General features: G+C 65.1%; 25 protein-coding genes, 1 other RNA gene and 1 pseudogene. 16 read left to right on the top strand and 11 right to left on the bottom strand.

Annotation, left to right across the window (positions count from 1 at the left end; translation table 11 throughout):
- The first annotated feature begins 55 nt into the window (after window positions 1-55).
- The 9 genes from ccoG (at window position 56) to IB274_RS16145 (ending at window position 9805) form a co-directional block, all read left to right on the top strand.
- A complete protein-coding gene (gene ccoG / locus IB274_RS16185) occupies window positions 56-1471 on the top strand; it encodes a cytochrome c oxidase accessory protein CcoG (protein ID WP_192432936.1) in 1416 nt (471 codons plus the stop codon).
- Between the two features lie 128 nt (window positions 1472-1599).
- Window positions 1600-2145: a FixH family protein gene (locus tag IB274_RS16180; protein ID WP_192432935.1), complete on the top strand. Its 546-nt coding sequence runs from the start codon at window positions 1600-1602 to the stop codon at window positions 2143-2145.
- A complete protein-coding gene (locus IB274_RS16175; protein WP_192432934.1) occupies window positions 2142-4619 on the top strand; it encodes a heavy metal translocating P-type ATPase in 2478 nt (825 codons plus the stop codon). The genes IB274_RS16180 and IB274_RS16175 overlap by 4 nt, the downstream gene beginning before the upstream one ends.
- Before the next feature lies 1 nt (window position 4620).
- Entirely contained in the window at window positions 4621-4842 is a 222-nt protein-coding gene (gene ccoS, locus IB274_RS16170) for a cbb3-type cytochrome oxidase assembly protein CcoS (protein ID WP_192432933.1), read from the top strand.
- Window positions 4835-5560 carry a sulfite exporter TauE/SafE family protein gene (locus IB274_RS16165; RefSeq protein ID WP_192432932.1) on the top strand — a complete coding sequence of 242 codons (726 nt, stop codon included), beginning with the start codon at window positions 4835-4837 and terminating at the stop codon, window positions 5558-5560. The genes ccoS and IB274_RS16165 overlap by 8 nt, the downstream gene beginning before the upstream one ends.
- A gap of 72 nt (window positions 5561-5632) precedes the next feature.
- On the top strand, window positions 5633-7015 hold the full coding sequence (gene hemN, locus IB274_RS16160) for an oxygen-independent coproporphyrinogen III oxidase (protein WP_192432931.1): 1383 nt from the start codon (window positions 5633-5635) through the stop codon (window positions 7013-7015).
- A 258-nt stretch (window positions 7016-7273) separates the two neighbouring features.
- Window positions 7274-8008, top strand: a complete 735-nt coding sequence (gene anr / locus IB274_RS16155) for a transcriptional regulator Anr (RefSeq protein WP_017516826.1) — start codon at window positions 7274-7276, stop codon at window positions 8006-8008.
- Between the two features lie 116 nt (window positions 8009-8124).
- Complete coding sequence (locus IB274_RS16150) at window positions 8125-8673, top strand: adenine phosphoribosyltransferase (RefSeq protein ID WP_192432930.1); 549 nt, start codon at window positions 8125-8127, stop codon at window positions 8671-8673.
- A 301-nt stretch (window positions 8674-8974) separates the two neighbouring features.
- Window positions 8975-9805 (top strand): metal-dependent hydrolase, encoded by an 831-nt coding sequence (locus tag IB274_RS16145; RefSeq protein WP_192432929.1) that lies wholly within the window; start codon window positions 8975-8977, stop codon window positions 9803-9805.
- A gap of 68 nt (window positions 9806-9873) precedes the next feature.
- Here the strand turns inward: IB274_RS16145 and IB274_RS16140 are convergent, their stop codons facing one another.
- Together IB274_RS16140 and IB274_RS16135 are read right to left on the bottom strand one after the other, a co-directional pair.
- Window positions 9874-10269 carry a GFA family protein gene (locus IB274_RS16140; RefSeq protein WP_192432928.1) on the bottom strand — a complete coding sequence of 132 codons (396 nt, stop codon included), beginning with the start codon at window positions 10267-10269 and terminating at the stop codon, window positions 9874-9876.
- A gap of 28 nt (window positions 10270-10297) precedes the next feature.
- A complete protein-coding gene (locus tag IB274_RS16135; protein WP_192432927.1) occupies window positions 10298-10993 on the bottom strand; it encodes a TetR family transcriptional regulator in 696 nt (231 codons plus the stop codon).
- Between the two features lie 76 nt (window positions 10994-11069).
- On the opposite strand from IB274_RS16135, the pseudogene IB274_RS16130 reads away from it, so the two are divergent.
- The 3 genes and pseudogenes from IB274_RS16130 to IB274_RS16120 all read left to right on the top strand — a co-directional run bounded on the left by IB274_RS16130 (window position 11070) and on the right by IB274_RS16120 (window position 14229).
- Window positions 11070-12661: pseudogene (locus IB274_RS16130) on the top strand (flavin-containing monooxygenase).
- Window positions 12658-13548 (top strand): SDR family NAD(P)-dependent oxidoreductase, encoded by an 891-nt coding sequence (locus IB274_RS16125; protein ID WP_192432925.1) that lies wholly within the window; start codon window positions 12658-12660, stop codon window positions 13546-13548. Before IB274_RS16130 ends, IB274_RS16125 begins: the two are co-directional and overlap by 4 nt.
- A gap of 141 nt (window positions 13549-13689) precedes the next feature.
- On the top strand, window positions 13690-14229 hold the full coding sequence (locus IB274_RS16120; protein ID WP_192432924.1) for a CbrC family protein: 540 nt from the start codon (window positions 13690-13692) through the stop codon (window positions 14227-14229).
- Window positions 14230-14241: 12 nt separating this feature from the next.
- Here the strand turns inward: IB274_RS16120 and IB274_RS16115 are convergent, their stop codons facing one another.
- Window positions 14242-15390, bottom strand: coding sequence for an acyl-CoA dehydrogenase family protein (locus IB274_RS16115; RefSeq protein WP_192432923.1), 1149 nt, complete (start codon window positions 15388-15390; stop codon window positions 14242-14244).
- 75 nt (window positions 15391-15465) lie between these two features.
- A complete protein-coding gene (gene ftrA, locus IB274_RS16110; protein ID WP_192432922.1) occupies window positions 15466-16434 on the bottom strand; it encodes a transcriptional regulator FtrA in 969 nt (322 codons plus the stop codon).
- Window positions 16435-16527: 93 nt separating this feature from the next.
- Here ftrA and IB274_RS16105 point away from each other — a divergent pair, with 93 nt between their 5' ends.
- Window positions 16528-16971 carry a rhodanese-like domain-containing protein gene (locus IB274_RS16105; RefSeq protein ID WP_192432921.1) on the top strand — a complete coding sequence of 148 codons (444 nt, stop codon included), beginning with the start codon at window positions 16528-16530 and terminating at the stop codon, window positions 16969-16971.
- A complete protein-coding gene (locus IB274_RS16100) occupies window positions 16959-17438 on the top strand; it encodes a GNAT family N-acetyltransferase (RefSeq protein ID WP_192432920.1) in 480 nt (159 codons plus the stop codon). The genes IB274_RS16105 and IB274_RS16100 overlap by 13 nt, the downstream gene beginning before the upstream one ends.
- On the opposite strand, the gene recR is transcribed toward IB274_RS16100, so the two are convergent.
- The 3 genes from recR to dnaX all read right to left on the bottom strand — a co-directional run bounded on the left by recR (window position 17435) and on the right by dnaX (window position 20725).
- Window positions 17435-18034, bottom strand: a complete 600-nt coding sequence (recR, locus tag IB274_RS16095) for a recombination mediator RecR (protein ID WP_192432919.1) — start codon at window positions 18032-18034, stop codon at window positions 17435-17437. The two genes, IB274_RS16100 and recR, sit on opposite strands and share 4 nt — an antisense overlap.
- Before the next feature lie 131 nt (window positions 18035-18165).
- Window positions 18166-18492: a YbaB/EbfC family nucleoid-associated protein gene (locus IB274_RS16090; RefSeq protein ID WP_045209089.1), complete on the bottom strand. Its 327-nt coding sequence runs from the start codon at window positions 18490-18492 to the stop codon at window positions 18166-18168.
- A gap of 37 nt (window positions 18493-18529) precedes the next feature.
- Window positions 18530-20725, bottom strand: a complete 2196-nt coding sequence (gene dnaX, locus IB274_RS16085; RefSeq protein WP_192432918.1) for a DNA polymerase III subunit gamma/tau — start codon at window positions 20723-20725, stop codon at window positions 18530-18532.
- 152 nt (window positions 20726-20877) lie between these two features.
- Between dnaX and IB274_RS16080 the strand changes: the two genes are divergently transcribed.
- Complete coding sequence (locus tag IB274_RS16080; RefSeq protein WP_192432917.1) at window positions 20878-21600, top strand: substrate-binding periplasmic protein; 723 nt, start codon at window positions 20878-20880, stop codon at window positions 21598-21600.
- Window positions 21601-21657: 57 nt separating this feature from the next.
- On the opposite strand, the gene ffs is transcribed toward IB274_RS16080, so the two are convergent.
- An RNA gene (ffs, locus tag IB274_RS16075) (signal recognition particle sRNA small type) lies at window positions 21658-21754 on the bottom strand.
- A 243-nt stretch (window positions 21755-21997) separates the two neighbouring features.
- Here ffs and IB274_RS16070 point away from each other — a divergent pair.
- Window positions 21998-22366, top strand: a complete 369-nt coding sequence (locus IB274_RS16070; protein WP_192432916.1) for a hypothetical protein — start codon at window positions 21998-22000, stop codon at window positions 22364-22366.
- A gap of 6 nt (window positions 22367-22372) precedes the next feature.
- Here the strand turns inward: IB274_RS16070 and IB274_RS16065 are convergent, their stop codons facing one another.
- The 3 genes from IB274_RS16065 to ligA all read right to left on the bottom strand — a co-directional run bounded on the left by IB274_RS16065 (window position 22373) and on the right by ligA (window position 25535).
- Window positions 22373-22750: a hypothetical protein gene (locus IB274_RS16065; RefSeq protein ID WP_081518571.1), complete on the bottom strand. Its 378-nt coding sequence runs from the start codon at window positions 22748-22750 to the stop codon at window positions 22373-22375.
- 65 nt (window positions 22751-22815) lie between these two features.
- Window positions 22816-23118, bottom strand: a complete 303-nt coding sequence (locus tag IB274_RS16060; RefSeq protein ID WP_318652887.1) for an HU family DNA-binding protein — start codon at window positions 23116-23118, stop codon at window positions 22816-22818.
- 29 nt (window positions 23119-23147) lie between these two features.
- Window positions 23148-25535 carry an NAD-dependent DNA ligase LigA gene (gene ligA / locus IB274_RS16055; protein WP_192432914.1) on the bottom strand — a complete coding sequence of 796 codons (2388 nt, stop codon included), beginning with the start codon at window positions 25533-25535 and terminating at the stop codon, window positions 23148-23150.
- Window positions 25536-25542 lie beyond the last annotated feature (7 nt).

The following is a 25542-nucleotide window of genomic DNA, read 5'->3' as shown; positions in this document are numbered from 1 at the left end:
TGACCCTTTCGGCATGTATCGACAGGGCGCCCTCCCGCTGCCGTGGAATGCACTGATGAGCAAACAGATTCCGGTCCAGGACGTCACTCCGCCCACCAAGGGCAAGGGTGAAAGCGTCGACCTTTATGCCTCCCGGGAAAAGATCTACACCCGAGCCTTTACCGGGTTCTTCCGCAACCTCCGCATGGCCGGGGGCGCCCTCCTCTTCCTCCTCTATTTCGGCACCGTGTGGCTGACCTGGAACGGTCGCCAGGCGGTTCTCTGGGACCTGCCCGAGCGCAAGTTCTACATCTTCGGCGCGACCTTCTGGCCGCAGGACTTCATCCTTCTCTCGGGCCTGTTGATCATCAGCGCCTTCGGCCTGTTCTTCATCACCGTGTTCGCCGGCCGCGTCTGGTGCGGCTACACCTGCCCGCAGAGCGTATGGACCTGGATCTTCATGTGGTGCGAGAAAGTCACCGAGGGTGACCGCAACCAGCGCATGAAGCTCGACAAGGCGGGCTTCAGCAGCAACAAGCTGCTGCGCAAGATCGCCAAGCACAGCCTCTGGCTGCTGATCGGCCTGGTGACCGGCCTGACCTTCGTAGGCTACTTCGCCCCAATGCGCGAGCTGTTGAGCGATCTGGTAACCGGCCAGGCAGACGGCTGGGCCTACTTCTGGGTCGGCTTCTTCACCCTCGCCACCTACGGCAACGCCGGCTGGCTGCGTGAGCAGGTGTGCATCTACATGTGCCCCTACGCGCGCTTCCAGAGCGTGATGTTCGACAAGGACACCCTGATCGTCTCCTATGACCCGCGTCGTGGCGAGAAACGCGGCCCGCGCAAGAAAACCGTCGACTACAAGGCCCAGGGCCTGGGCGACTGCATCGACTGCACCATGTGCGTACAGGTGTGCCCGACCGGCATCGATATCCGCGACGGCCTGCAGATCGAGTGCATCGGCTGCGCTGCGTGCATCGACGCCTGCGACAGCATCATGGACAAGATGAACTATCCGCGCGGCCTGATCAGCTACACCACCGAACACAACCTGTCCGGGCAGAAGACCCATCTGGTGCGCCCGCGCCTGATCGGTTACGCCATCGCCCTGTGCATCATGATCGGCCTGCTGATCACGGCCATCATCCTGCGCCCGCTGGTCGGCTTCGACGTCAGCAAGGACCGCGTGCTCTACCGCGAGAACGCAGAAGGCCGCATCGAGAACGTGTACAGCCTGAAGGTCATGAACAAGGACCAGAAGGACCATACCTACGTGCTCAGCGCCAAGGGCATGGACGGCCTGATCCTGGAAGGCAAGAAGGAAATCTCGGTTGCCGCCGGGGACATCTTCACCATGCCGGTGGAACTGTCCATCGATCCGGAGAAGCTGCCCTCCACCACCAACGAGATCAGCTTCACCATCCAGTCGGTGGACGACCCGTCCATCAGCAAGGAATCCACCAGCCGCTTCATCGGCCCGCGCGTTCGTTGAACCAACGCTGAACTAATTGGCACCCCATGTTGCGCATGGGGTGCCAGTACCGAACGAAGCACGTAGAATTTCGCCCGCCCCTTCACCGGGCAGCGCCCCTGCGGCACTGCCAGCGAGAGAAAAAAACCATGCAATCGGCCATGAAAACGCCCGTGGAACCCTGGTACAAGCACCTCTGGCCGTGGATCATCATCGCCATGCTGGCTACCTCTATCGCCCTCAGCCTGACGATGGTCAACATCGCCGTGAATAATCAGGACTCCCTGGTCAGCGACAACTATTACGAGGCCGGCAAGGGCATCAACCGCTCCCTCGACCGCGAGCACCTGGCCCAGGAACTCAAGCTGCGCGCCAAGCTCAGCTTCGACGAGCTGACCGGCGAAGTGGACCTGCGCCTAACCGGCGACAGCCGTCCGACCACGCTCACCCTGAACCTGCTCTCCCCCACCCTGGAATCGCAGGACAAGCACCTCGTGCTGCGCGCCAGCCCCGCCGAGCCGGGCCGCTACACCGCCAGCCTCGACTCCGCCGTAAAAGGTCGCCGTTTCGTCGAGCTGCTCGGCGAAGAGAACGGCAAGACCTGGCGTCTGTTCGAGGAAGAGAAAGTCGCCCCCGGCGGCTCCTTCGACCTCGGCGACGAGCCCCTCAGCGGAGATGAAGCCGAGCGCCCATGAGCGCCGCGCTGCTCTGTTACCACTGCGCGCTGCCGGTTCCACCCGGCAGCCGTTTCGTTGCGCCCGTCCTGGGCGAGCCCCGCGAATTCTGCTGCCCCGGCTGCCAGGCCGTGGCCGAGGCCATCGTCGCCGGCGGCCTGGAAGGCTATTACCGCCACCGCACTGAAGCCGCGCCCAACCCTGATGCCCTACCCGAACAGCTCGCCGATGAGCTGAAGCTGTTCGACCGCCCCGACGTGCAGCAGCCCTTCGTCCAGCACATGGGCGAACTGGCCGAGACCACCCTGATCATGGAAGGCATCAGCTGCGCCGCCTGCGGCTGGCTGATCGAAAAGCACCTCAAGGGCCTGCCTGCCGTCGCCGAGGCCGGCCTCAACCTGTCCAACCATCGCCTGCATGTGCGCTGGTCCGACAGCGAGCTTCCGCTGAGCGAACTGCTCGCCGAACTGCGCAGGATCGGCTACGCCGCCCACCCGTTCCAACCGGACCGCGCCGCCGAGCAGTTGCACCAGGAAAACCGCAAGTCCCTGCGCCAACTGGGCGTCGCCGGCCTGCTGTGGTTCCAGGCAATGATGGCGACCATGGCCACTTGGCCGGAATTCAACATCGACCTGAGCCCCGAGTTGCACGAAATCCTGCGCTGGGTGGCGATGTTCCTCACCACGCCCATCGTCTTCTACTCCTGCCAGCCGTTCTTCCGCGGTGCCGTACGCGACCTGCGCACCCGCCACCTGACCATGGATGTCTCAGTGTCCCTGGCCATCGGCGGCGCCTACCTGGCTGGCATCTGGACCGCCGTCACCGGCCATGGCGACCTGTACTTCGATGCCGTCGGCATGTTCGCCCTGTTCCTGCTCGCCGGCCGCTACCTCGAACGTCGTGCCCGCGAGCGCACCGCGGCAGCCACCGCGCAACTGGTCAACCTGCTGCCGGCGTCCTGCCTGCGCCTGGATGACAGCGGCCAGAGCAGCCGCGTACTGCTCAGCGAATTGAAGATCGACGACCGCGTTCTGGTGCAACCCGGCGCGGTGATCCCTGCCGACGGCCTGATCCTCGAGGGCCAGTCCAGCGTCGATGAATCCCTGCTCACCGGCGAATACCTGCCGCAGGCGCGCCAGAGCGGCGACAGCGTCACCGGCGGCACCCTCAACGTCGAAGGTCCGCTGACCGTGCAGGTCAAGGCACTGGGTGGCGACAGCCGGCTGTCCGCCATCGTCCGCCTGCTGGAACGCGCCCAGTCGGACAAACCGCGCCTCGCCGAGCTGGCCGACAAGGCCGCGCAATGGTTCCTCATCGCCCTGTTGGTGCTCGCCGCCGTCGTCGGCCTGTTCTGGTGGCAGCACGACGCTTCCCGCGCCTTCTGGGTGGTCCTGGCGATGCTGGTGGCGACCTGCCCCTGCGCACTGTCCCTGGCCACGCCGACCGCGCTGACCGCCGCCACCGGCAGCCTGCACAAGCTCGGCCTGCTGGTGACCCGCGGCCACGTGCTGGAAGGGCTGAACCACATCGACACGGTGATCTTCGACAAGACCGGCACCCTCACCGAAGGCCGCCTGACGCTCCGCGCGGTCCGGCCGCTGGGCGCACTGAACAGTGATGCCTGCCTGGCCCTGGCCGCCGCGCTGGAGAACCGCTCCGAACACCCCATCGCCCGCGCCTTCGGCCGCGCACCGCAGCCTGCCGAGAATGTCGAGAGCCATCCCGGCCTGGGCCTGGAAGGCCTTGTGGGCGAGCACCGCCTGCGCATCGGCGAGCCCTCGTTCGTCTGCGCCCTGAGCAACAGCGAAGCGCTACTGCACCCGCAAGAGCCCGGTCAGTGGCTGCTGCTGGGCGATGAAAGGGGAGCATTGGCCTGGCTGGTGCTGGACGACCGCATCCGCGACGACGCCGCCGACCTGCTCGAAGCCTGCCGCGCCCGCGGCTGGCGCACCCTGCTGTTGTCCGGCGACAGTTCGCCCATGGTCGGCCGCGTGGCCGCGGAACTGCGCATCGACGACTGCCGCGGCGGCCTGCGCCCGGACGACAAGCTCGAAGTGCTGCGGCAGCTGCATCAGGAAGGTCGCCGCGTACTGATGCTGGGCGACGGCGTGAACGACGTGCCGGTCCTGGCCGCCGCCGACATCAGCGTCGCCATGGGCTCGGCAACTGATCTCGCCAAAACCAGCGCCGACGCTGTGCTGCTGTCCAACCGCCTGGACAGCGTGGTGCAGGCATTCGCCCTGGCCCGCCGCACGCGCCGGGTCATCATCGAGAACCTGGTCTGGGCGGGGCTGTACAATGGGCTCATGTTGCCCTTCGCCGCTCTCGGCTGGATCACGCCCGTGTGGGCTGCGGTGGGCATGTCGATCAGTTCGCTGACCGTGGTGCTCAACGCCCTGCGCCTGACCCGGTTGCCCAAGGGCGCCGGCGCCCCGTCAGCGACCACCGCCCTGCCCGCCACATCACCGGCGGTGCAGGCGCTGCCACGGAGTTGAAATGCCCGCTCTCTACATCATGATTCCAGTCGCCGTGGTAATCGTCGGCATCTGCATCGCGATCTTTTTCTGGGCAGTGAACAGCGGCCAGTATGACGACATGGACGGGCCCGCCCACAGCATCCTGTTCGACGACGAAGACCCCAAGCACCAGGCCGGCATCGACGAAGCCGAGGGTGACGACTCGCACGCCAGCCACAAGCAGGACAAGCGCGATGCCTGAGCTGGCGCCTTTGCTGGCGTCCGCCCTGATCCTGGGCCTGCTCGGAGGCGGTCACTGCCTGGGTATGTGCGGCGGCCTGATGGGCGCGCTGACGATGGCCATACCGCCGGAGCAGCGCGGCCGACGCCTGCGCCTACTACTGGCCTACAACCTCGGGCGCATCCTCAGTTACGCTTGCGCCGGCCTACTGCTCGGCCTCGCGGGCTGGGCCGTGGCGCGTACGCCGTTCGCCTCGGCACTGCGGGTGATCGCCGGCCTGCTGCTGATCGCCATGGGCCTGTATCTGGCTGGCTGGTGGAGCGGCCTGACCCGCATCGAAGCCCTGGGACGCGGCCTGTGGAAACACATCCAGCCCTTTGCTAGCCGCCTACTGCCGGTCGCTACGCTGCCGCGCGCGCTGCTGCTCGGCGCACTCTGGGGCTGGCTGCCCTGCGGCCTGGTCTACAGCACCCTTCTCTGGGCCACCAGCCAGGGCTCGGCGGTGGACAGCGCGTTACTGATGCTCGCCTTCGGCCTGGGCACCTGGCCAGTACTGCTCGCCACTGGGCTCGCCGCCGAACGCATCACCGCCGTGCTGCGCAAGCGCAGCGTGCGCATGGCTGGCGGTATCCTGGTGATCCTCTTCGGCCTGTGGACCCTCCCCGGCCCTCACCAGGCCTGGATCATGGGCCACGACATGCACGCCAGCGCCGATCTTCCCCACCATAAAGCCGCTTGATACAGGTCAACAGGCCTCTGTCGGACTCTCCCTAGACTGCGCAGGAAAAGCTCGCCACCGGGGAACATCGGCATGCTAGACAATATTCGCTGGGACGCAGATCTGATACGCCGATACGATCTGTCCGGCCCGCGCTACACCTCCTATCCCACAGCCGTGCAGTTCCACGAAGGAGTCGGACCCTTCGACCTGCTGCACGCGCTGCGTGATAGCCAAAAGGCCCAGCGCCCGCTCTCGCTCTACGTGCACGTCCCGTTCTGCGCGAACATCTGCTACTACTGCGCCTGCAACAAGGTCATCACCAAGGATCGTGGCCGCAGCGCCCCCTACCTCGCCCGTCTGATCCACGAAATCGAGATCGTCAGCCGTCACCTGGGTCGCCAGCAGCAAGTCGAGCAGCTGCATTTCGGCGGAGGTACCCCGACCTTCCTGAGCCCCGGCCAACTGCGGGAACTGATGGCGCAATTGCGCACCCACTTCCACTTCGTCGAGGGCGACTTCGGCGACTACGGCATCGAGATTGACCCGCGCGAGGCTGACTGGTCGACCATGGGCCTGCTCCGCGAACTGGGCTTCAACCGCGCCAGCATCGGCGTGCAGGACTTCAATCTGGACGTGCAGCAGGCTATCAACCGCCTGCAGAGCCTCGACGAGACCCGCGCCATCATCGATGCGGCGCGCACGCTGCAATTCCGCTCGATCAACATCGACCTGATCTACGGGCTGCCCCGGCAGACCCCGGATACCTTCGCACGCACTGTCGAGCAGGTTATCGCCCTGCAGCCCAACCGATTGTCCGTGTTCAACTACGCGCACCTCCCTGAGCGCTTCCCGCCGCAGCGGCGGATCAAGGCCGAGGACCTGCCCTCCCCCGGGCAGAAGCTGGAGATGCTGCAGCGCACCACCGAGCAACTGGAAGCCGCCGGCTACCGCTACATCGGAATGGACCACTTCGCACTGCCGGACGACGAACTGGCGATGGCCCAGGAAGACGGCACCCTGCAGCGCAACTTCCAGGGCTACACCACCCACGGGCACTGCGACCTGGTGGGCCTCGGGGTTTCCTCGATCAGTCAGATCGGCGATCTCTACTGCCAGAACAGTAACGATATCGTCGACTACCAGAACACCCTCGACCAGGGCCAGCTCGCCACCCGCCGCGGCCTGCACTGCAACAAGGACGACCTGATCCGTCGCGCGGTGATCCAGCAGCTGATCTGCCATTTCCAGCTGGACTTCGAGGACATCGAGGACCTCTACAACATCGACTTCCGCGGCTACTTCGCGGAAATCTGGGGCGACCTCGAACGCTTCGCCCGCGACGGCCTGATCACCCTCGGCCCGCGCGGTATCGATGTGAACGCTTCCGGCCGGTTGCTGGTGCGCTCGCTGTGCATGCTGTTCGATCGCTACCTGCCGATGCAGAACCTGCAACGCTTCTCGCGGGTCATCTGACCCGCGGGTTCCCTTCTGCGCGACCGACGGTACGGGGCCAACTGTCGCACCCATTGCTACAGGATATGTCTGTAGTCCTAATCTGTAGGAACAGCCCTGAACCGGCACTTTTCGAAAGGATTCGAGACCACTCCAACCCCTACGAAACCCTGATCCCCATCGCTGGAACCAGCGATTCAGACAGGTCGCCAGCTGGCGCGCGACTTGCGGTCTGCGGTACCCTTGGTTTTTGTGTGCCATCCCATTCAAGGAACACTCATGGCCGAAACCATCAAAGTGCGCGCCCTGCCCCAGGCGCACTGCAAGGATTGCAGCCTGGCTCCCCTCTGCCTGCCACTTTCGCTGAACCACAGCGACATGGACGCCCTCGATGAAATCGTCAAACGCGGTCGTCCGCTGAAGAAAGGCGAATTTCTGTTCCGCCAGGGCGATACCTTCGGCTCCGTCTTCGCGGTGCGCTCCGGCGCGCTGAAGACCTTCAGCATCACCGATGGCGGTGAAGAGCAGATCACCGGCTTCCACCTGCCCAGCGAGCTGGTCGGCCTGTCCGGCATGGACACCGAGAGCTACCCGGTATCGGCCCAGGCCCTGGAAACCACTTCGGTCTGCGAGATTCCCTTCGAACGTCTGGACGAGTTGTCCGAGCAACTGCCGCAGCTGCGCCGCCAGTTGCTGCGCGTGATGAGCCGCGAGATCCGCGACGACCAGCAGATGATGATGCTGCTGTCGAAGAAGACCGCCGACGAGCGCATCGCCACCTTCCTGGTGAACCTCTCTGCGCGCTTTCGCGCCCGTGGTTTCTCAGCCCAGCAGTTCCGCCTGGCCATGTCGCGCAACGAGATCGGCAACTACCTGGGCCTGGCGGTGGAAACCGTCTCCCGCGTGTTCACCCGCTTCCAGCAGAACGGCCTGATCGCCGCCGAAGGCAAGGAAGTGCACATCCTCGACTCTATCGAGCTGTGCGCACTGGCCGGCGGCCAGCTGGAAAGCTGAACCCACACGAAAGCTGACCTATTGGTTGACTTTCCGGTCATCGAAAACGGGCTCGCCGACTGGCGGGCCCGTTATACTTTGGCCTCTGCAAAAAACGCATCAGGTGCACATCCAGTATGATCCTCAACCAACTCGACCTGAAGTCCGTGATACGTGCCGTTCCCGACTTTCCCAAGCCCGGCGTCATGTTCCGCGACATCACCCCGCTGTTCCAGTCGCCGCGAGCCCTACGCTTCGTTGCCGACAGCTTCATCCAGCGCTACGTCGAGGCCGACTTCACCCACATCGGCGCGATGGATGCGCGCGGCTTCCTGATCGGCTCGATCATCGCCTACGAGCTGAACAAGCCTCTGGTGCTGTTCCGCAAGCGCGGCAAACTGCCGGCCGACGTGCTGGCCCAATCCTACGAGACCGAGTACGGCGAAGCCCTGCTGGAAGTCCATGCCGACAGCCTGTGCGAAGGTGACAGCGTGCTGATCTTCGATGACCTGATCGCCACCGGCGGCACGCTGCTGGCCGCCGCCCAACTGGTGCGGCGCATGGGCGCCAGCGTGTTCGAGGCCGCTGCAATCATCGACCTGCCGGAGCTGGGCGGTTCGACCAAGCTCAATGACGCGCAGATCCCCACTTACAGCCTGACTGCCTTTGCCCTCGACGAGCAGTAACAGACCTCTGTGGTAAAGAACGGGCGCTTCTGCGCCCGTTTTCATTTCCACCCTGCCCCGCACGCGCCCATCCGCAGACGCCCCATCCAATGGCTGGTCGTAGCCCGTTTGGCCTGATTCGACCCGGCCACGGCCACATATGACCTTTCGATTGTCCGACAAGACTCCGAACATGACATCAACCGATGACACATTCCCAGGTGACATCGCGAACTAACGACAGGGCTTGCCCGGGTCGCCGCAGTTGCCACTTGCCGCGCTCCCGTCGTCCAGGCGCCCGCACAACAACAAGGAGTTAGTCATGAACGCCAGTACCACGCCGATCCGCGCCAATTTCCCGGTCCGCCGCATGGATTTCACCTTCAGTGAGACGCCGAAATACTGGTGGGACGGGCAGCCCTTCATGACCCACTTCATGAACAACCTGTCCTCGTTGTTCCCCTATGGCGAGAAGTTCTTCGTCGATAGCGTGCGCGCCGTGCGCGAGCGCATCCAGGATCCGCAGCTGCAGAAGGACGTCAGCGCCTTCATCGGCCAGGAAGCCATGCACTCCAAGGAGCACGCGGCCTACAACGAGTATGCCGACGAGCACGGCATCGACCTGGAAACCCTGGAGCTGCGCATCAAGGTGCTACTCGAATCCATCAGCAAGGTCACCACCAAGAAGCACCAGCTGGCGATCACCTGCGCCCTGGAACACTTCACCGCGACCATGGCCGAGCAGTTGCTCAAGCGTGAAGACCTGAGCAGCCAGATGAAGTCGGACAAGATGTACAAGCTGTGGATGTGGCACGCCGTCGAGGAGAACGAGCACAAAGCGGTGGCCTACGACGTCTACCAGCAGGTCTACGGCGGCTACTTCACCCGTACCGCTGTAATGCTGCTGACCACCGGGATATTCCTCGGCGTCATCGCCGGCTTCCAGATCAACCTGCTGCGCCGCGACGGCCAGCTGTTCAATTGGCGCAGCTGGAAACATGGCCTGGGCGTGCTGCTGCACCCGCGCCGCGGCTACTTCGTCAACCTGATCCGCCCGTGGCTGGACTATTTCCGCCCCGGCTTCCACCCCTTCGACCATGACACCAAGGCGCTGGAAACCCGCTGGAAGGAAACACTGGACTTCGCCGGCTGATCTTCATGCACGAACGAAAACGCCAGGCATTGCCTGGCGTTTTCATTACACACTTTCAGGGGCTGGCGTCAGCCCTCCTGGCGGCGCGGCAGATCATCCACCGTGTCGAACCATGACAGCTGCGACGAACACCAGACATGACACTGCGGCTGAATCAGCTCCGGCTCGTCCAAGGTCACGGTGTTGAGCCCTACCGTCTCGCCGTCGCGCACGCGGAACTCCATCGGTGTGCCGCACGTCACGCAGAAGCGCCGCTCGCCGTCCGAGCTTGAGCGCCACATCCCCAGTTCGCCGGCAGTATAGGCAAAGCCCGTCAGTGGGATCACCGCCCAGGGCACCGCGGGCGCGGCATTGGATTTCTGGCAGATGCGGCAATGGCAGTAACCGGTCTCTTCCGGCTCGGCATCCACCCGGTAGCGCACCGCGCCGCAGGCGCAGCCGCCGAACAGGGGTAAAGGCAACATGGCAGATCTCCACAGGACGACAGAAGCATCACAGCCTAGCCAGCATGCCGAAGGTCTGCAGTACCGCGACGCCGGTGAAGAGCAACAGGATTTGTCGTTCGGCCAGGGCACAGACTTCTCCGCGCTGCTCCGGCGGGCGTTCGAGATAATCCAGCGACTGTTGGAACAATTGCCGGCTGATCAGCCGCGACAGCTGGTTCAGTTCGTTCTCGTCGATGTCCGGTAGCAGGTGGAACTGGCGGATGTCCTCGGCCATGTCGTCACCGAACTCGTCCATCACTCGCGCCAACGCTTCGCGCAGTACCGGCGACGGCCCATGCAGCTCGCGCACGCCAATGATGAAGGCCTGCGGGTTGCCTTCCACGAAGTCGAAGAACAACCGCACAGTCTCCCGCGTCACCCGCTGGCCGCGCTCCAGGTCCAGGCCGAAAGGCACGCTGGCCGTGCCCTCCCCCGTCTGAGCGCGCTCGGCGGCCTCGCGGCGCAGGTCACGCAGCGGCTGGCGCAGCTGGGTGGCGATGTCACGAATGATCGCCAGGCCCAGATCATCCACGTCACCGAAGTGCCGGTAGAAGGTATTCGGGTTCAGCCCCGCTTCACGCGCCAGCTCGCGCAGTCCGAGGCTGCTCAGGCTGCGCCGGCTGGCTGCCAGGCGCAGCGCCGCGTCGATCAGCGCGCGCTTGCCGGCAGCTTCCGCTGGCCGTTCTTCCTGTCCGATTTCCATGTGTCTGGCGCCCGACCCCATCTAAGGTTGGTTGTTCCTGAAGTATACAGATGTCTACATTTCATCACGTAGACAGTTGTATACGCCAGCAATAATCATAACAGGAGCGTGGCCATGAGTACGGTTGTGAGTACCCAACCAAAGACTACCCCCAGACACTGCAAGGTCGCCATCATCGGCACCGGGTTTTCCGGGCTGGGCATGGCGATACGCCTGAAGCAGGAAGGCGAGAATGACTTTCTGCTGTTCGAGAAGGATGCCGGCGTCGGTGGCACCTGGCGGGTCAACAACTACCCGGGCTGCGCCTGCGACGTGCAATCCCACGTCTACTCCTTCTCCTTCGAGCCGAACCCGGACTGGACGCGCATGTTCGCCCGCCAGCCGGAAATCCGCGCGTACCTGGAGAAGTGCTGGGCGAAGTACCGCCTGGAAGACAAGACGCTGCTCAACACCGAGATGGCGCGCTTCGAGTGGAACGAGGAACAGCAGCTCTGGCACCTGTTCGACGCCGCCGGCAACCACTACACCGCCAAGGCCGTGGTCTCCGGCATGGGCGCCCTGTCGATTCCCTCGATACCCGCGCTCAAGGGCCTGGAGAACTTCCGGGGCAAGGCATTCCACTCCCAGCAGTGGGACCATGACTACGACCTCAAGGGCAAGCGCGTCGCGGTGATCGGCACCGGCGCCTCGGCCATCCAGTTCGTCCCGGAAATCCAGCCGCTGGTGGCCAAGCTCGATCTCTACCAGCGCACCGCGCCATGGATCCTACCCAAGCCCGACCGCGCCATCAGCGAGAAGGAGCGCGCGCGCTTCCGCCACTTCCCGGCCGTGCAGAAACTCTGGCGCGGCGCCCTCTACAGCATGCTCGAAGGCCGCGTACTGGGCTTCTCCTTCGCGCCCTGGGCGATGAAGCTGGTGGGCAAGCTGGCCGAGCGCTTCATCCGCCAGCAGGTCAAGGACCCGGACCTGCGCCGCAAGCTGACCCCGGACTACACCATCGGCTGCAAGCGCGTGCTCATGTCGCACAATTACTATCCGGCGCTGGCGGCCTCCAACTCCTCGGTGATCGTCGACGGCATCCGCGAGATCAAGGCTGGCAGCATCATCACCAGTGATGGCCGCGAGCGTCAGGTGGACGCGATCATCTTCGGCACCGGCTTCACCGCCAACGACCCTATCCCGCGCGGCGTGGTGTTCGGCCGGGACGGCGTGGACCTGCTCGACACCTGGAAGAACGGCCCCGAAGCCTACAAGGGCACCATGACCCGCGGTTTCCCCAACCTGTTCTTCCTCATGGGCCCAAACACGGGCCTGGGCCATAACTCGATGGTCTACATGATCGAATCGCAGATCGCCTACGTGCTGGGCGCCATCAAGCTGATGGATCGCCGAGAGCTGCAGAGCGTCGAAGTGAAGGGAGAGGTGCAGGAGCGCTGGAACGAGAAGCTGCAGCGCGGCCTCAACCACAGCGTGTGGAACACCGGCGGCTGCAAGAGCTGGTACCTGCACCCGGTGAGCGGGCGCAACTGCACCCTGTGGCCGGGCTTCACCTGGCGCTTCCGCGCCCTGACCAGCCAGTTCGATCCCGGCGCCTATCATCTGAAGGCCAAACCCCTGAGCAGCCCTGTCGTCCAACCGCAACGCCACGCCGAGGAGGTGCCGGCATGAAGAACTTCGAGAACAAGGTCGCCGCCATCACCGGCGCAGGTTCCGGCATCGGCCGTGCCCTGGCCGTGGAACTGGCCGCCCGTGGTTGCCACCTGGCCCTGGCGGACGTGAATGCCGCAGGCCTGGAGGAAACCCGCCAACTGCTCTCTTCCACCGGCGTGCGCGTGTCCATCGACACGGTGAACGTCGCCGACCGCGACCAGGTGCACGCCTGGGCCGACAAGGCCGCCCGCGAGCACGGCAAGGTCAACCTGGTGTTCAACAACGCCGGCGTCGCCCATGCCGGTACCGTGGAAGCCAGCGACTACGAAGAGTACGAGTGGATCACCAACATCAACTTCTGGGGCGTGGTCTACGGCACCAAGGCCTTCCTGCCGCACCTGAAGGCTTCCGGTGACGGCCACATCGTCAACGTCTCCAGCGTGTTCGGCCTGTTCTCCCAGCCGGGCATGAGCGCCTACAACGCCACCAAGTTCGCTGTTCGCGGCTTCACCGAGTCACTGCGCCAGGAGCTGGACATGGAGCGTGGCGGTGTCTCCGCCAGCTGCGTGCACCCCGGCGGGATCAAGACCAACATCGCCAAGACCGCGCGCATGAACGACAGCATGGTCAAGGTCACCGGGCAGAACGCGGAAGCAGCGCGCACCCAGTTCAACGACCAGTTGCTGCGCACCACTCCGCAGAAGGCCGCGCTGGTGATCATTCGTGGCGTGGAGCGCGACTCGCGGCGCATCTTGATCGGCCCGGATGCCCACGCCATCGACGTGATGCTGCGCCTGCTGCCGGTCTGGTACCAGAAAGTGGTCACCGGCAGCATGAAGCTGGCCAAGCGCTTCGCACCCAAGCCCAAGCGCAAGTCCCCCGCCGAGGGCTACGAGGCCAAGTAACGCTTCATTCCCAAGCGTCCCTTTTTCCCTGTCGGGCCGGCGCCCATCCCCCTTACCCCCGGATGGGCGCCGTTTTTTCCAGCACTCATGGCGCTGCGTATACTGGCCCTGTACCAGGACATACGCCCAAGGACGACGACCATGAGCCAGACGCTCCCAGCCTTCCGCTATCATCCCGCCCCACTGGCCACCGGCAGCGTGGTCGCCTCTGATGCGACCTGCCTGCGCTGCGGGCAGGCACGCGGCTTCATCTACTCCGCCTCCGTCTATACCCGCCACGACCTGCCGGGAAACTGCCTGTGCCCCTGGTGCATCGCGGACGGCAGTGCGGCCGAACGCTTCGAGGCGAGCTTCGTCGATGACCATCCGTTACTCGATGCCGGCGTGCCCGATGCCGTGGTGCGCGAAGTCTGCGAGCGCACTCCCGGGTTCGCATCCTGGCAGCAGGAGCACTGGCTCAGCTGCTGCGGTGACGCCTGCGCCTTTCATGGCGATGCAAAGCGCGAAGACATCATCGCCCTCGGCGCCGCCGGGCTGGCCAGGCAATTCCCCCACCTGGGCTGGCCGGAGAAGGCCTGGCTACAGGTCGTCGAGCACTACCAGCCGGCGGGCAACCCGGCGATCTACCACTTCCGCTGCCTGCACTGCAGCAAGACGCACTTCGGCATGGATTTCACCTGAGTCCGAAGAGACTCAGAGCCCCATCTGCTTGGCGATGATCTCGTTCATGATCTCCCGCGTGCCGCCGCCGATGGAGAGGATGCGGTTGTCGCGGTAGAGCCGCTCCACCAGGCTCTCGCGCATGTAGCCCATGCCGCCCAGCACCTGTACCGCGTCGTAGGTCACCCGGTCGGCCACGTCGGTGGCGAAGTTCTTGGCCATGGAGATTTCCTTGATCACACTCTTGCCCACGGCCATCTTCGCCGCCTGGCGGTAGGTGAACTCGCGAGACACTTCGACTTGCGTGGCCATCTCCGCCAGCCGGTGCTTGAGCACCTGGAACTTGCCGACCGGCTTGCCAAACGCCTCGCGCTCGCGGCTCCAGGCCAGCGCCTCGTCCAGCGCCAACTGTGCGGTCATGTTGGCCATGATTGCCAGTGCCAGGCGCTCGCTCTGGAAGTTCGCCATGATGCAGGCGAAGCCCATGTTCTCCGCACCGATGAGATTCTCCACCGGCACCTTGCAGTCGTCGAAGAACAACTCGGCGGTGTCCGAGGCCCACCAGCCCATCTTCTTCAGCCTGCGGCTGACGGTGAAGCCCGGCGTACCCTTCTCCACCAGCAACAGGCTGACGCCGCCGAAGCCATCGCCGCCAGTGCGTACGGCCACGGTGTAGTAATCGGCGCGCACGCCGCTGGTGATAAAGGTCTTGCTGCCGCTGACGCGGTAGTGATCACCGGCGCGCACGGCGCGGGTCTTCAGGCTGGCGACGTCGGAACCGCCGGACGGCTCGGTGACCGCCAGCGCCATGATCTTCTCGCCGGCCAGCACCTGCGGCGCGATGCGCTCGCGCAGATCCGGGCGGCCCCACTTGATCAGCGGCGGCAGGCCGATATCCAGCGAGCCCAGCCCCGCCACCAGCCCCCCGGAACCACAGCGCATCAGCTCCTCGCTGGCCGCCACCTTGGCAAACAGGTCGCCTTCATGGCTACCGCCGAGCGCCTCGGGATAGCCAATGCCAAGGATGCCGGCCTCGCCCGCCTTGCGGTATAGCTCGCGGGGAAACTCCTCGGCCTCCTCCCAGTCGGCGACGTGGGGCAGGATTTCACGCTCGACGAAGCGCCGAACGCTGTCACGGACCAGGCGGTGGCTGTCATCGAAGTATTCGGCGAACACGGACATGGCAAGGCTCCAGACGGTTTGACTGAAACTTACCGAGCGCTTGCTTGGTTTTCAAGGCGAGACACCCGCCATCGGCTAGGACAGATGCGCCGTCCCGAACCGCTCGCGGTAAGCCGATGGCGCTACGCCCGCCGCACCACGAAAGGCATTGCGGAAGCTTTCCACGGTGCCGAAGCCGCATTGCTCGGCTATCCGCTCGACGCTGTCGGCGCTGCTTTCGAGCAATTCACGGGCGCGCAGCATGCGCTCGTGCTGCAGCCATGCCTTGGGCGTCATCCCCGTGGCTTCGTTGAATCGGCGCAGGAAAGTGCGCTCGCTCATGGCTACACGGCTGGCCAGTTCGCCGACGCTGATCGAGCGGTCCAACCGTTGCCTGGCCCAGTCCAGCAACCCGGCGAGGTCATGTCGGGGCGCCTGCGCCACCGGCGCCGGAATGAACTGTGCCTGGCCGCCGCCGCGCTGTGGCGACATCACCAGGCGCCGCGCGACGGTATTGGCAACCTGCGTACCGAAGTCCCGCGCCACCAGGTGCAGGCAGGCATCGATGCCCGCCGCGCTGCCGGCTGAGGTGATCAGCTGACCGGCATCCACATAGAGCACCTGGGCATCGACCTCGATGGCAGGGAAGCGCGCCGCCAACTCCTCGGCGTAGCGCCAGTGCGTGGTGGCGCGCTGGCCGTCCAGCAACCCGGTGGCGGCCAGAACGAAGACTCCGGAGCAGATCGACAGCAGACGCGCACCTTCGTCATGAGCCTTGCGCAGCACCCGCACCAACTCGGCGGACGGCGCCTCGGCACGATCACGCCAGCCCGGCACGATGACGGTCCCCGCCGTGTCGAGCGACTCCTGCCCACCGTCGGCTAGCACGCGGACTCCACCCAATGCCCGCATTGGCCCTTCGTCGACGGCTAAGACCCGGTGGTTGTACCAGGGAAAGTCGAACTCGGGACGCGGCAAGCCGAATATTTCCACGGCGATGCCGAATTCGAAGGTACACAGGCCGTCGTAGGCGAGCACAGCGACTTCCAGGGGATTGCGCAGCATTTGGCGGAAAACTTCCGATCACTGTCCAGTCCGCCACTGTAGCTGATCCGAAGGGCCGCATACAGTGCTCCCACTATCCACAGGAGCCTTGCCATGCCCAGCCTCGTCAGCCAGTTCCCCGCCGCCTTGCCCGCCGACGCCCTTGCCCACTTCAGCCACCGCCTGGCCTTCGAGACCGACTGCTCGGACGTCAATCACGCCCTGCAGAACGGCGAGCAGGATTTCGTCCTGCTCGATGTACGCAATACCGCCGCGTTCGCCCGCGGGCACGTGCCCGGAGCGCTGAACCTGCCGACCCGCGAGATCGATGCGCGACGCATGGCACAGTTCGCACCGGGCACCCTGTTCGTCGTCTATTGCGCCGGGCCGCACTGCAACGGCGTGCACCGCGCCGCCGCGAAGCTCGCCGCGCTGGGCTTGCCAGTGAAGGAGATGATCGGCGGAGTAACCGGCTGGCTGGACGAAGGCTTGGCGCTGGTCAGTGCCGATGGCCACGGGCAACGCAGCCAGACAGAAAGCATCTCGTGCGCCTGCTGAGCATTCGCGAGGCACGGCCGAACGATGTTCCAGCCGTGCTCGAGCTGATGCGCGGGCTGGCGGAGTACGAAGGCTATCTTGACGACTTCGCGGTGGACGCCGACGCCCTGCTCACACGCGCCTTCGGACCGGCGGCGCAGTGCCAGGTGTTCATCGCCGAGACCGACACGATCTGCGGCTACGCCGTCGTGCAGAGCCTTGCCTTCACCTTCGATCTACGCCCGAGCGTTCGACTCAAGGAGCTGTATGTCGTCCAGGGACAGCGCGGCTGCGGCGCAGGCGGGCAATTGATGCGGCGCGTTGCCCAATGGGCGCTGGAACAAGGTGCGGGTCGCCTGCTCTGGGATGTGCTGGCCGGCAATCACGCCGCCGAACGCTTTTACTCGCACCTGGGCGGCCGGCGAGAAAGCCAGTGGATTGCCTATCGAATGGATGATCGCGAGCTGTTGCGCCTTGCCGGCGGTTAGCTGCTGATCGGCCGGCGCCCTGCCAGGGCATGAGCCAGGGTGCCGCCGTCGACCAGCTCCAGCTCGCCACCCAGCGGTACACCGTGAGCGATGCGCGAAAGCACCAAGTCACCGCCGCCGAGCAGTTGGGCGATGTAGTGGGCGGTCGCCTCGCCTTCCACCGTGGGGTTGGTGGCGAGGATGATCTCGCTGAAGCTGCCGGCCTTGATCCGCGCTTGCAGTTCGGGAATGCCGATGGCTTCCGGGCCGAGGCCATCCAGCGGCGACAAGTGCCCCTTGAGTACGAAATAGCGGCCACGGTATCCGGTCTGTTCGACAGCGAACACGTCCAACGGACCTTCCACCACGCACAACAGGCTGTCGTCACGGCGTGGGTCCGTGCACTGCGGGCAGAACTCGTCCTCGGACAGGGTGCGGCATTGCTTGCAGTGGCCGACGCCCTCCATCGCCTGGGTCAGAGCCTGGGCCAGGCGCAGGCCGCCGGTGCGGTCACGCTCCAGCAGCTGCAGTGCCATGCGCTGGGCACTTTTCTGCCCCACTCCGGGCAGGGTGCGCAGGGCATCGATCAGTTGGCGGATCAGCGGCGTGAAGCTCATGGGGCGGTCTCAGGATACTTTTCGGGGTGTAGAACGACTGTAGGAGCGAGCTTGCTCGCGAACCCTGCAGGCCGTGAAGGGCCGGTAGAGCGTTCGCGAGCAAGCTCGCCCCTACAGGGGAAGAGCCTGGATCAGAAAGGCATCTTGAAGCCGGGCGGCAATTGCATGCCGGCGGTCATGCCGGACATCTTGTCCTGGTTGTTCTGCTCGATCTTGCGCACGGCGTCGTTCACCGCAGCGGCGATCAGGTCTTCAAGGATTTCCTTATCTTCCTGCATCAGGCTGTCATCCAGGGAGACGCGCTTGACGTCGTGGCGACCGGTCATCACCACGCTCACCAGGCCGGCGCCGGATTGACCGGTCACTTCGGCGTTGGCCAGCTCTTCCTGCATCTTCTGCATCTTTTCCTGCATCTGCTGGGCCTGCTTCATCAGGCCGGCCATGCCACCTTTCATCATGTCGAGTTCCTCGATTCGTTCAGTCGTCGGCCAAGGCTCAAGCCTTGGCCTCCAGGGGTTCGATAGTACCGTCGCGGACCACCGCGGCGAACTGTTGCTTCATCTGTAGCACATAGGGGTCAGCCGCAATCGATGCCTCGGCCTGGCGCTGACGCTCGGCACGCTTGCGTGCGGCGGCCTGGGCCGGAGTTTCCTGCTCGGGCTTCTGCTGGGTGACCTGCAGTGTCAGGGTACGCCCGTGGAACTGGTTCAGCGCATCGTTCAGGCGGCGCTGCTGGGTCGCGTTGAACAGCGCGCTCTGGCCCGGGTCCAGGTGCAGGTGCCAGTTGTCGCCGTCCACGGCCACCAGGGTGCAGTTGGCGCCGATGCTGGCGGTCAGGCCGGCCAGGCCCAGGCGCGGGAAGAGGTCCAGCCACTCGGCGGCGAGTCCGGTCGCGGGCATGGCGGCGGGCTCGGGTTCCGGCTCGGCCTGCTCCTGCGGCGCCTCGCTCTCGAGATAGCCGTAGGACTCCATGTCGACTTCGTAGTAGTCCTCGGCGGGCGGCGGCTCATCGTCGCGATCATCCTCGTCGGCCGGAGCTTCAGCCACGACGGGTGCGGGTGCTTCCGCCGGGACGGGGGCAGCCGCAGGCACAGGAGCCGGCGCTGCCGCTACAGGTGCAGGTGCAGGTGCAGGTGCAGGTGCAGGTGCGACAGTCTCTGGAGACGCGGGAGCGGCCGCAACCGATGCCGAGGGTTCATCCCACGGCAGATCGACCGGCGCTTCGGCCACCGACGGCTGCGGCTCGACAGCCGGAGCAACAGGCTCAGCAGCGACGACCACTTGCGGCGGCACTTCGACCAGCGCTGGAGTCGCTTCGACAACCGGCGCGGGTGCAGCGACAGGCGCCGCCTCCACCACCGGAGCCGGAGCCGGAGCCGGAGCCGGAGCCGGAGCCGGAGCCGGAGCCATCTGAGGCTGCGGCGCGGCAACAGCCAGGGCAACCTCCGGCGTTACAGGAGCGACCGGCGCTGGCGCAGCAGGCGGCGGAGCAATGGAGGCAACCGGCGCTGCAACGGCGGCGCCGGCCACTGGGTTCGGGTTGGAATCAGCCGTGGCCTTGCTGATCCCCAGGTCCTTTAGTGGCGACCTGGGCGCGCCGTCGGCATCGGCCGGACGGAACGCCAGCATGCGCAGCAGCACCATCTCGAAGCCGCCACGGGGATCGGGCGCCAGCGGCAGGTCGCGGCGGCCGATCAGACCCATCTGGTAGTAGAACTGCACGTCCTCGGCCGGCAGTGCCTGGGCCAGTGCCAGCACCCGGTCACGGTCGCCCTGGCCGTTGTCCACGGCCTCGGGCAGCGCCTGGGCGATGGCCACGCGGTGCAGCACGTTGAGCATTTCGGCCAGCACGCCGCCCCAGTCCGGGCCTTGCTCGGCCAGATGGCGAACGGCTTCCAGCAGAGCGCGAGCATCGCCTTTCAGCAGTGCATGGAGTACACCGTAGACCTGACCGTGATCCAAGGTACCGAGCATGGCGCGCACATCGGCGGACAACACCTTGCCTTCGCCGAAAGCGATAGCCTGGTCGGTGAGGCTCATGGCGTCACGCATGGAGCCATCGGCCGCGCGACCGAGCAGCCACAGCGCATCGTCCTCGAACGGCACGTTCTCGGCGCCCAGGACGTGGGTGAGGTGCTCCACCACGCGCTCCGGCGGCATGTTCTTCAGCGAGAACTGCAGGCAGCGCGAGAGGATGGTCACCGGCAGTTTCTGCGGGTCCGTGGTCGCCAGCAGGAACTTCACGTGGGGCGGTGGCTCCTCCAGAGTCTTCAACAGGGCGTTGAAGCTGTGACTGGAGAGCATGTGCACTTCGTCGATCAGGTAGACCTTGTAGCGCCCACGGCTCGGCGAATACTGCACGTTGTCGAGCAGCTCGCGGGTGTCTTCGACCTTGGTGCGGCTGGCGGCGTCCACTTCGATGAGGTCGACGAAGCGGCCTTCATCGATCTCGCGGCACACCGAGCACTGCCCGCAGGGAGTCGAGCTGACGCCGGTCTCGCAGTTCAGGCATTTGGCCAGGATGCGCGCGATGGTGGTCTTGCCCACGCCACGGGTACCGGTGAACAGGTAGGCGTGGTGCAGGCGCTGGTTGTCCAGCGCGTTGATCAGGGCCTTGAGCACATGGGTCTGGCCGACCATTTCGCGGAACGAGCGCGGACGCCATTTGCGGGCAAGAACCTGATAACTCATTGAAATCCATCGCGACAGGTGAGCAGAAGTGCGCTAATCCTAGCGAAGCGGACCGTAAATTGCACCCGATGTCCGCACCGGTCGCTGTCACATCTTGGCAAGGGCCGGGCTACACGGCATTGTGTCGTCGTTCTGCCATCAACGGAGCCTTGATGCGCTTCCTTGCCACCACCCTGCTGCTGACCGCCACCCTCGCCCAGGCTGACGACCGCCCCCTGCGCTTCTCGGTGGTCGACAGTTGGGCGATGCCGCTGGCGCAGATCGAGAATGGAGAACTGACCGGCGGCATCATGTTCGAGCTGTTCAACGAAACGGCACGCGAACTGGGCCGCCCGGCAGCCTTCCACATCGTGCCCCGCGCACGCATCGAGCAAGCCGTACTGAGCCACTCCGTCGATGTACGCTGCTACGTGTCGCGCACCTGGACCGAGCATGAATTCAACGACTACCGCTGGACTGCCCCCCTGATGGTGCAACGCGACCTGCTGGTAGTCCGCGATGCCCCGGCCGACAAGCTGGAAACCCTGCCCAGCCAATCTGTCGGCACCGTGCTGGGCTATCACTACCCGCGCCTGCAGCCGCTGCTGGACAGCCACTGGCTGACCCGCGACGACGCGCGGAACCAGGAACTGGTGCTGAAGAAGCTGCGTATCGGCCGCTATCAGTACGCGATCAGCAGCGAGTTCGCGCTGAACTGGTTCAACCGTGAATTGCCCGAGGCGGAGCGACTGAGAATCGCCAGCGTAATCGAGGAAACGCCGCTGTCATGCATGGTGCTGGACGCACCTGAAGTCCACGCCGACGAAGTGCTCTCGGTGCTGGCGAAGATCAAGGCGTCGGGAAAGATAGAGGAAATCCTGAGTCACTATCGCTGATGCGACGCGTGCATCGACAGGATGGGGCGGATTTTACCGACCCCGAAATGGAGGCGGCCCCGCCAGCCACACCCCGGCACACAATGTCCCCGCCTTGGCTGCTTCCTTCCGGACCTGACCAGGTAAGCGAGTAATCGTTGCGGGGGGACCGACAGGGCCACCATCACGAGAAGCTCGCCAGATCAGCGAGCCGCGCCATTGTAGCGGCTTGAGCGCAACTTACAAGCACTTCAAGCACTTAGCGACGTCACACATGCAATTCCCGATATTCATCACGAATCTCCCTTTTGATTAGGGGAATCGCCCTATAGCCGATTCAGAAAATTCAGACGGTGCCGATGCTATAGGAAGAACCCGTCGCTGAGAGGCGGGCCATGACCGAGCGAGGAATGCCAGCATGTCCGTTGCACTGCGATCCACCACTCTCGTTGCCCTGCTCTTCTGCGCCCCGCTCATGGCCTACGATGGCGTCATCCATTTCAGTGGCGCCGTGGTCGAGCCGACCTGCCAGGTCGGGCTGAGCGAAGTCACTGCGAAAAGCGCGCGGGTAAGTCTGAGCGAGTGCAACCAGGCCATGACAATGATGCTGAACGAGCCGCGCGGCGCGATACCCAGCGTCAGCTACCGGCTGACCGACACGCACGGCAAGGCGCTGGTGGAAGGCATCGTGGCCACCGGAGACACCGGCAGCGTCATCCGCGAGATCGCCAAGGGTGGGGTGGCCGCGGACCAGCGCAACGTGGTGCTGGTGGCCGAGTACCTGTAAAGGGCGTTACTGCCCCTGGAGCAGCCCTTCGGGCCGAGGCTGGGTGGAGACCTCCAGGTTCGGCCCGATGAACAGATCCATCTTGCTGTAGCCCGGCCGGGTACTGAAGGTGGAGTAGCGCTCCGCCCCCTGGTGGAACTGGAAGGCGACGCGGTATTCGCCCGAACGCAGCAGGCGCAGCGGGAAGGCGCGCGCCTCGCCCGGCTTGATCTCGCCCGCGAGGGTTTCCTCGCCGTTTTCCTTGAAGCTGTAGCTCACCGCCGGCCCGCCCACGCCTTCGTAATGCAGGACGATCTGCGGGCGCTCGGTCCAGGCCACGTAGGCCCCAAACAGCACTACCAGTGCCCCGACGCCGAGCAGGCGCTGCTTTCTTGCCTTGTCCATCTCGCTCTCCGTCAATCGTTGGCCCGCCCTGCGCCGCAATGTAGAGGCCGGAGCGGGCCGGCCGATCAGTTCAGGCTGTCGACCAGGGCCTTTGCGGGCACCAGGCGTACCACCTTCTTCGCGGCGATCTCGATGGTCTTGCCAGTCTGCGGATTGCGACCGGTGCGGGCAGCGCGTTCGCTGACCTTAAGCTTGCCGATACCCGGCAGGGTCAGCTCACCGTCGTTTTCCAGGGCGTCCTGGGCGATCTGCGCCAGCTGCTCGAACACGCCGCGCACGGCAGCCTGGGTCAGGTCGAGGGATTCGGCGATATCGCGAACCAGTTGGTCCTTGGTCATGGGCATGGATTGTCTCCTTGATGCGTTTATCTTGATTCTTTGATCGGAAGAAAGGCGTGTCAGGCGCCGAGACCGTGGTCGGCCAGCAGCTTGATCAGCTGCTCTTCGTCCATTACGGCGACGCCAAGTTCCTGGGCCTTGGCCAACTTTGAACCCGCTCCCGGCCCTGCAACGACGCAGTGGGTCTTGGCCGAGACGGAGCCGGCCACCTTCGCGCCCAGGCTTTCGAGCTTTTCCTTGGCGACGTCGCGGCTCATGGCCTCCAGGGTGCCGGTCAGCACCCAGGTCTGGCCGGCCAGAGGCAGGCCTTCGACGACCTTGCGCTCGCTGCGCCAGTGCATGCCGAACTCCGCCAACTGCGCTTCGACCGCCTTCGCGCGCTCGACGCGGGCGGCATCGGCGAAGTACTCGCGCACCGACTGCTTGGCCTTCTCGTTCACCCCTTTTAGGGTGCTGAGATCCAGCCAGTCCTGGCTGAGGGTAATGAGCGCGTCGAGGCTGCCCGTGCGGTCGGCCAGCTTCTCGGCGCCGGTGGCGGCGATGAAGGGGATGTTCAGCTTGTCGATGAAGCCCGCCAGCGTGGCGACGGCAGCGAACTCGGCGGAGACCTCGCCTTCGTCCTGCAGCTCGATGCCGCGCTCCAGCAATTGCCGGATCACGCCGCGGTTGTGCTCGTCATCGAAGAAGTTATGGATCTCGTAGGCTACCTCGCCGCCGACATCCGGCAGGTAGGTCAGCACTTCCGGCAGCGCCTTCTGGATGCGCGCCAGGGAGCCCAAGGAGCGCGCCAGCAGCTTGGCGGTCTCTTCGCCCACGTCCGGAATGCCCAGGGCGAAGACGAAGCGCGCCAGTGCGGGCTTGCGGCTGTCGGCGATGGATGCGAGCAGGTTGCGCGTGGAGACTTCGGCGAAACCCTCCAGCTCGATGACCTGCTCGAAGGTCAGGGTGTAGAGGTCAGCCGGGGATTTCACCAAGCCCTTGTCCACCAGCTGCTCGACGATCTTGTCGCCAAGGCCGTCGATGTCCATGGCGCGGCGCGAGACGAAGTGGATGATCGCCTGCTTGAGCTGCGCCTGGCAGAACAGCCGGCCGACACAACGGTAGATGGCGCCTTCGCTGACCGACTCCTTGCCCTTGCTGCGCTTGACCAGCTGGGTGCGCTCGACCTGCGAGCCGCATACCGGGCACTGGGTGGGGATCGCCACCGGGCGAGCCTCCGCTGGACGGCGCTCGGTGACGACCTGCATGACCTGCGGAATCACATCGCCGGCACGGCGGATCACCACGGTGTCGCCGATCATCAGGCCCAGGCGGGCGACTTCGTCCATGTTGTGCAGCGTGGCGTTGGACACGGTCACGCCGGCCACCTGCACCGGCTTCAGGCGTGCCACGGGCGTTACGGCGCCAGTACGGCCGACCTGGAATTCCACGTCGAGCAGTTCGGTGAGCTCTTCGCGCGCCGGGAACTTATGGGCAATGGCCCAGCGCGGCTCGCGGGCGCGGAAGCCCAGCTCACGCTGGAAGTCGATGCGGTTGACCTTGAACACCACGCCGTCGATCTCGTAGGCGAGGCTGTCGCGGCGGGCGCCGATGTCTTCGTAATAGGCGCGGCAACCCTCGACGCCTTTAGCCAGTTTCAGCTCGCGGCTGATCGGGATGCCCCAACCCTTGAGGGCTTCGAGGATATCGACCTGGGTGCCGGGCAATGTGCCGCCCTCGACGCGGCCGAAACCGTAACAGCAGAACTCCAGAGGGCGGCTGGCGGTGATCTTCGAGTCCAACTGGCGAAGGCTACCGGCGGCAGCATTGCGCGGGTTGGCGAAGGTCTTGCCGCCGGCTTCCATCTGCCGTTCGTTGAGCGCATCGAAACCCGCCTTGGACATGAACACTTCGCCGCGCACCTCCAGCACCGCCGGCCAGCCCGCGCCTTTGAGGCGCAGCGGCACATTGCGGATGGTGCGCACGTTGACGCTGATGTCCTCGCCGGTGGTGCCGTCGCCACGGGTGGCGCCGCGGGTCAGCACACCGCTCTCGTACAGCAGGCTGACCGCCAGGCCGTCGAGCTTGGGCTCGCAGCTGTACTCCACTTCGGCGCCGCCACCGAACAGGTCGGAAGACGGCAGCTGGTCCGCCAGGCCTTCACGCACGCGGCGGTCGAAGTCGTTGAGATCCTGCTCCTCGAAGGCGTTGCCCAGACTGAGCATCGGCACTTCATGGCGCACCTCGCCGAACGCCGAGACGGCCGCACCGCCGACGCGCTGGGTCGGTGACTCGGGAGTGATCAGTTCGGGATGTTCGGCTTCCAGCGCCTTCAGCTCGCGGAACAGGCGGTCGTACTCGGCGTCCGGCACGCTCGGCTCGTCGAGCACGTAGTAGCGGTAGTTGTGGTCGTCGAGTTCGCTGCGCAGCTGGGCAATGCGTTCGGCAGCGGTCTGGGAATCGGTCATGCGGGAA

The organism is Pseudomonas sp. PDM18 (assembly GCF_014852585.1).
Taxonomy (GTDB): domain Bacteria; phylum Pseudomonadota; class Gammaproteobacteria; order Pseudomonadales; family Pseudomonadaceae; genus Pseudomonas.
Note: the sequence above shows the minus strand (reverse complement) of the source record. Positions and strands in the feature narration are given on the sequence as shown.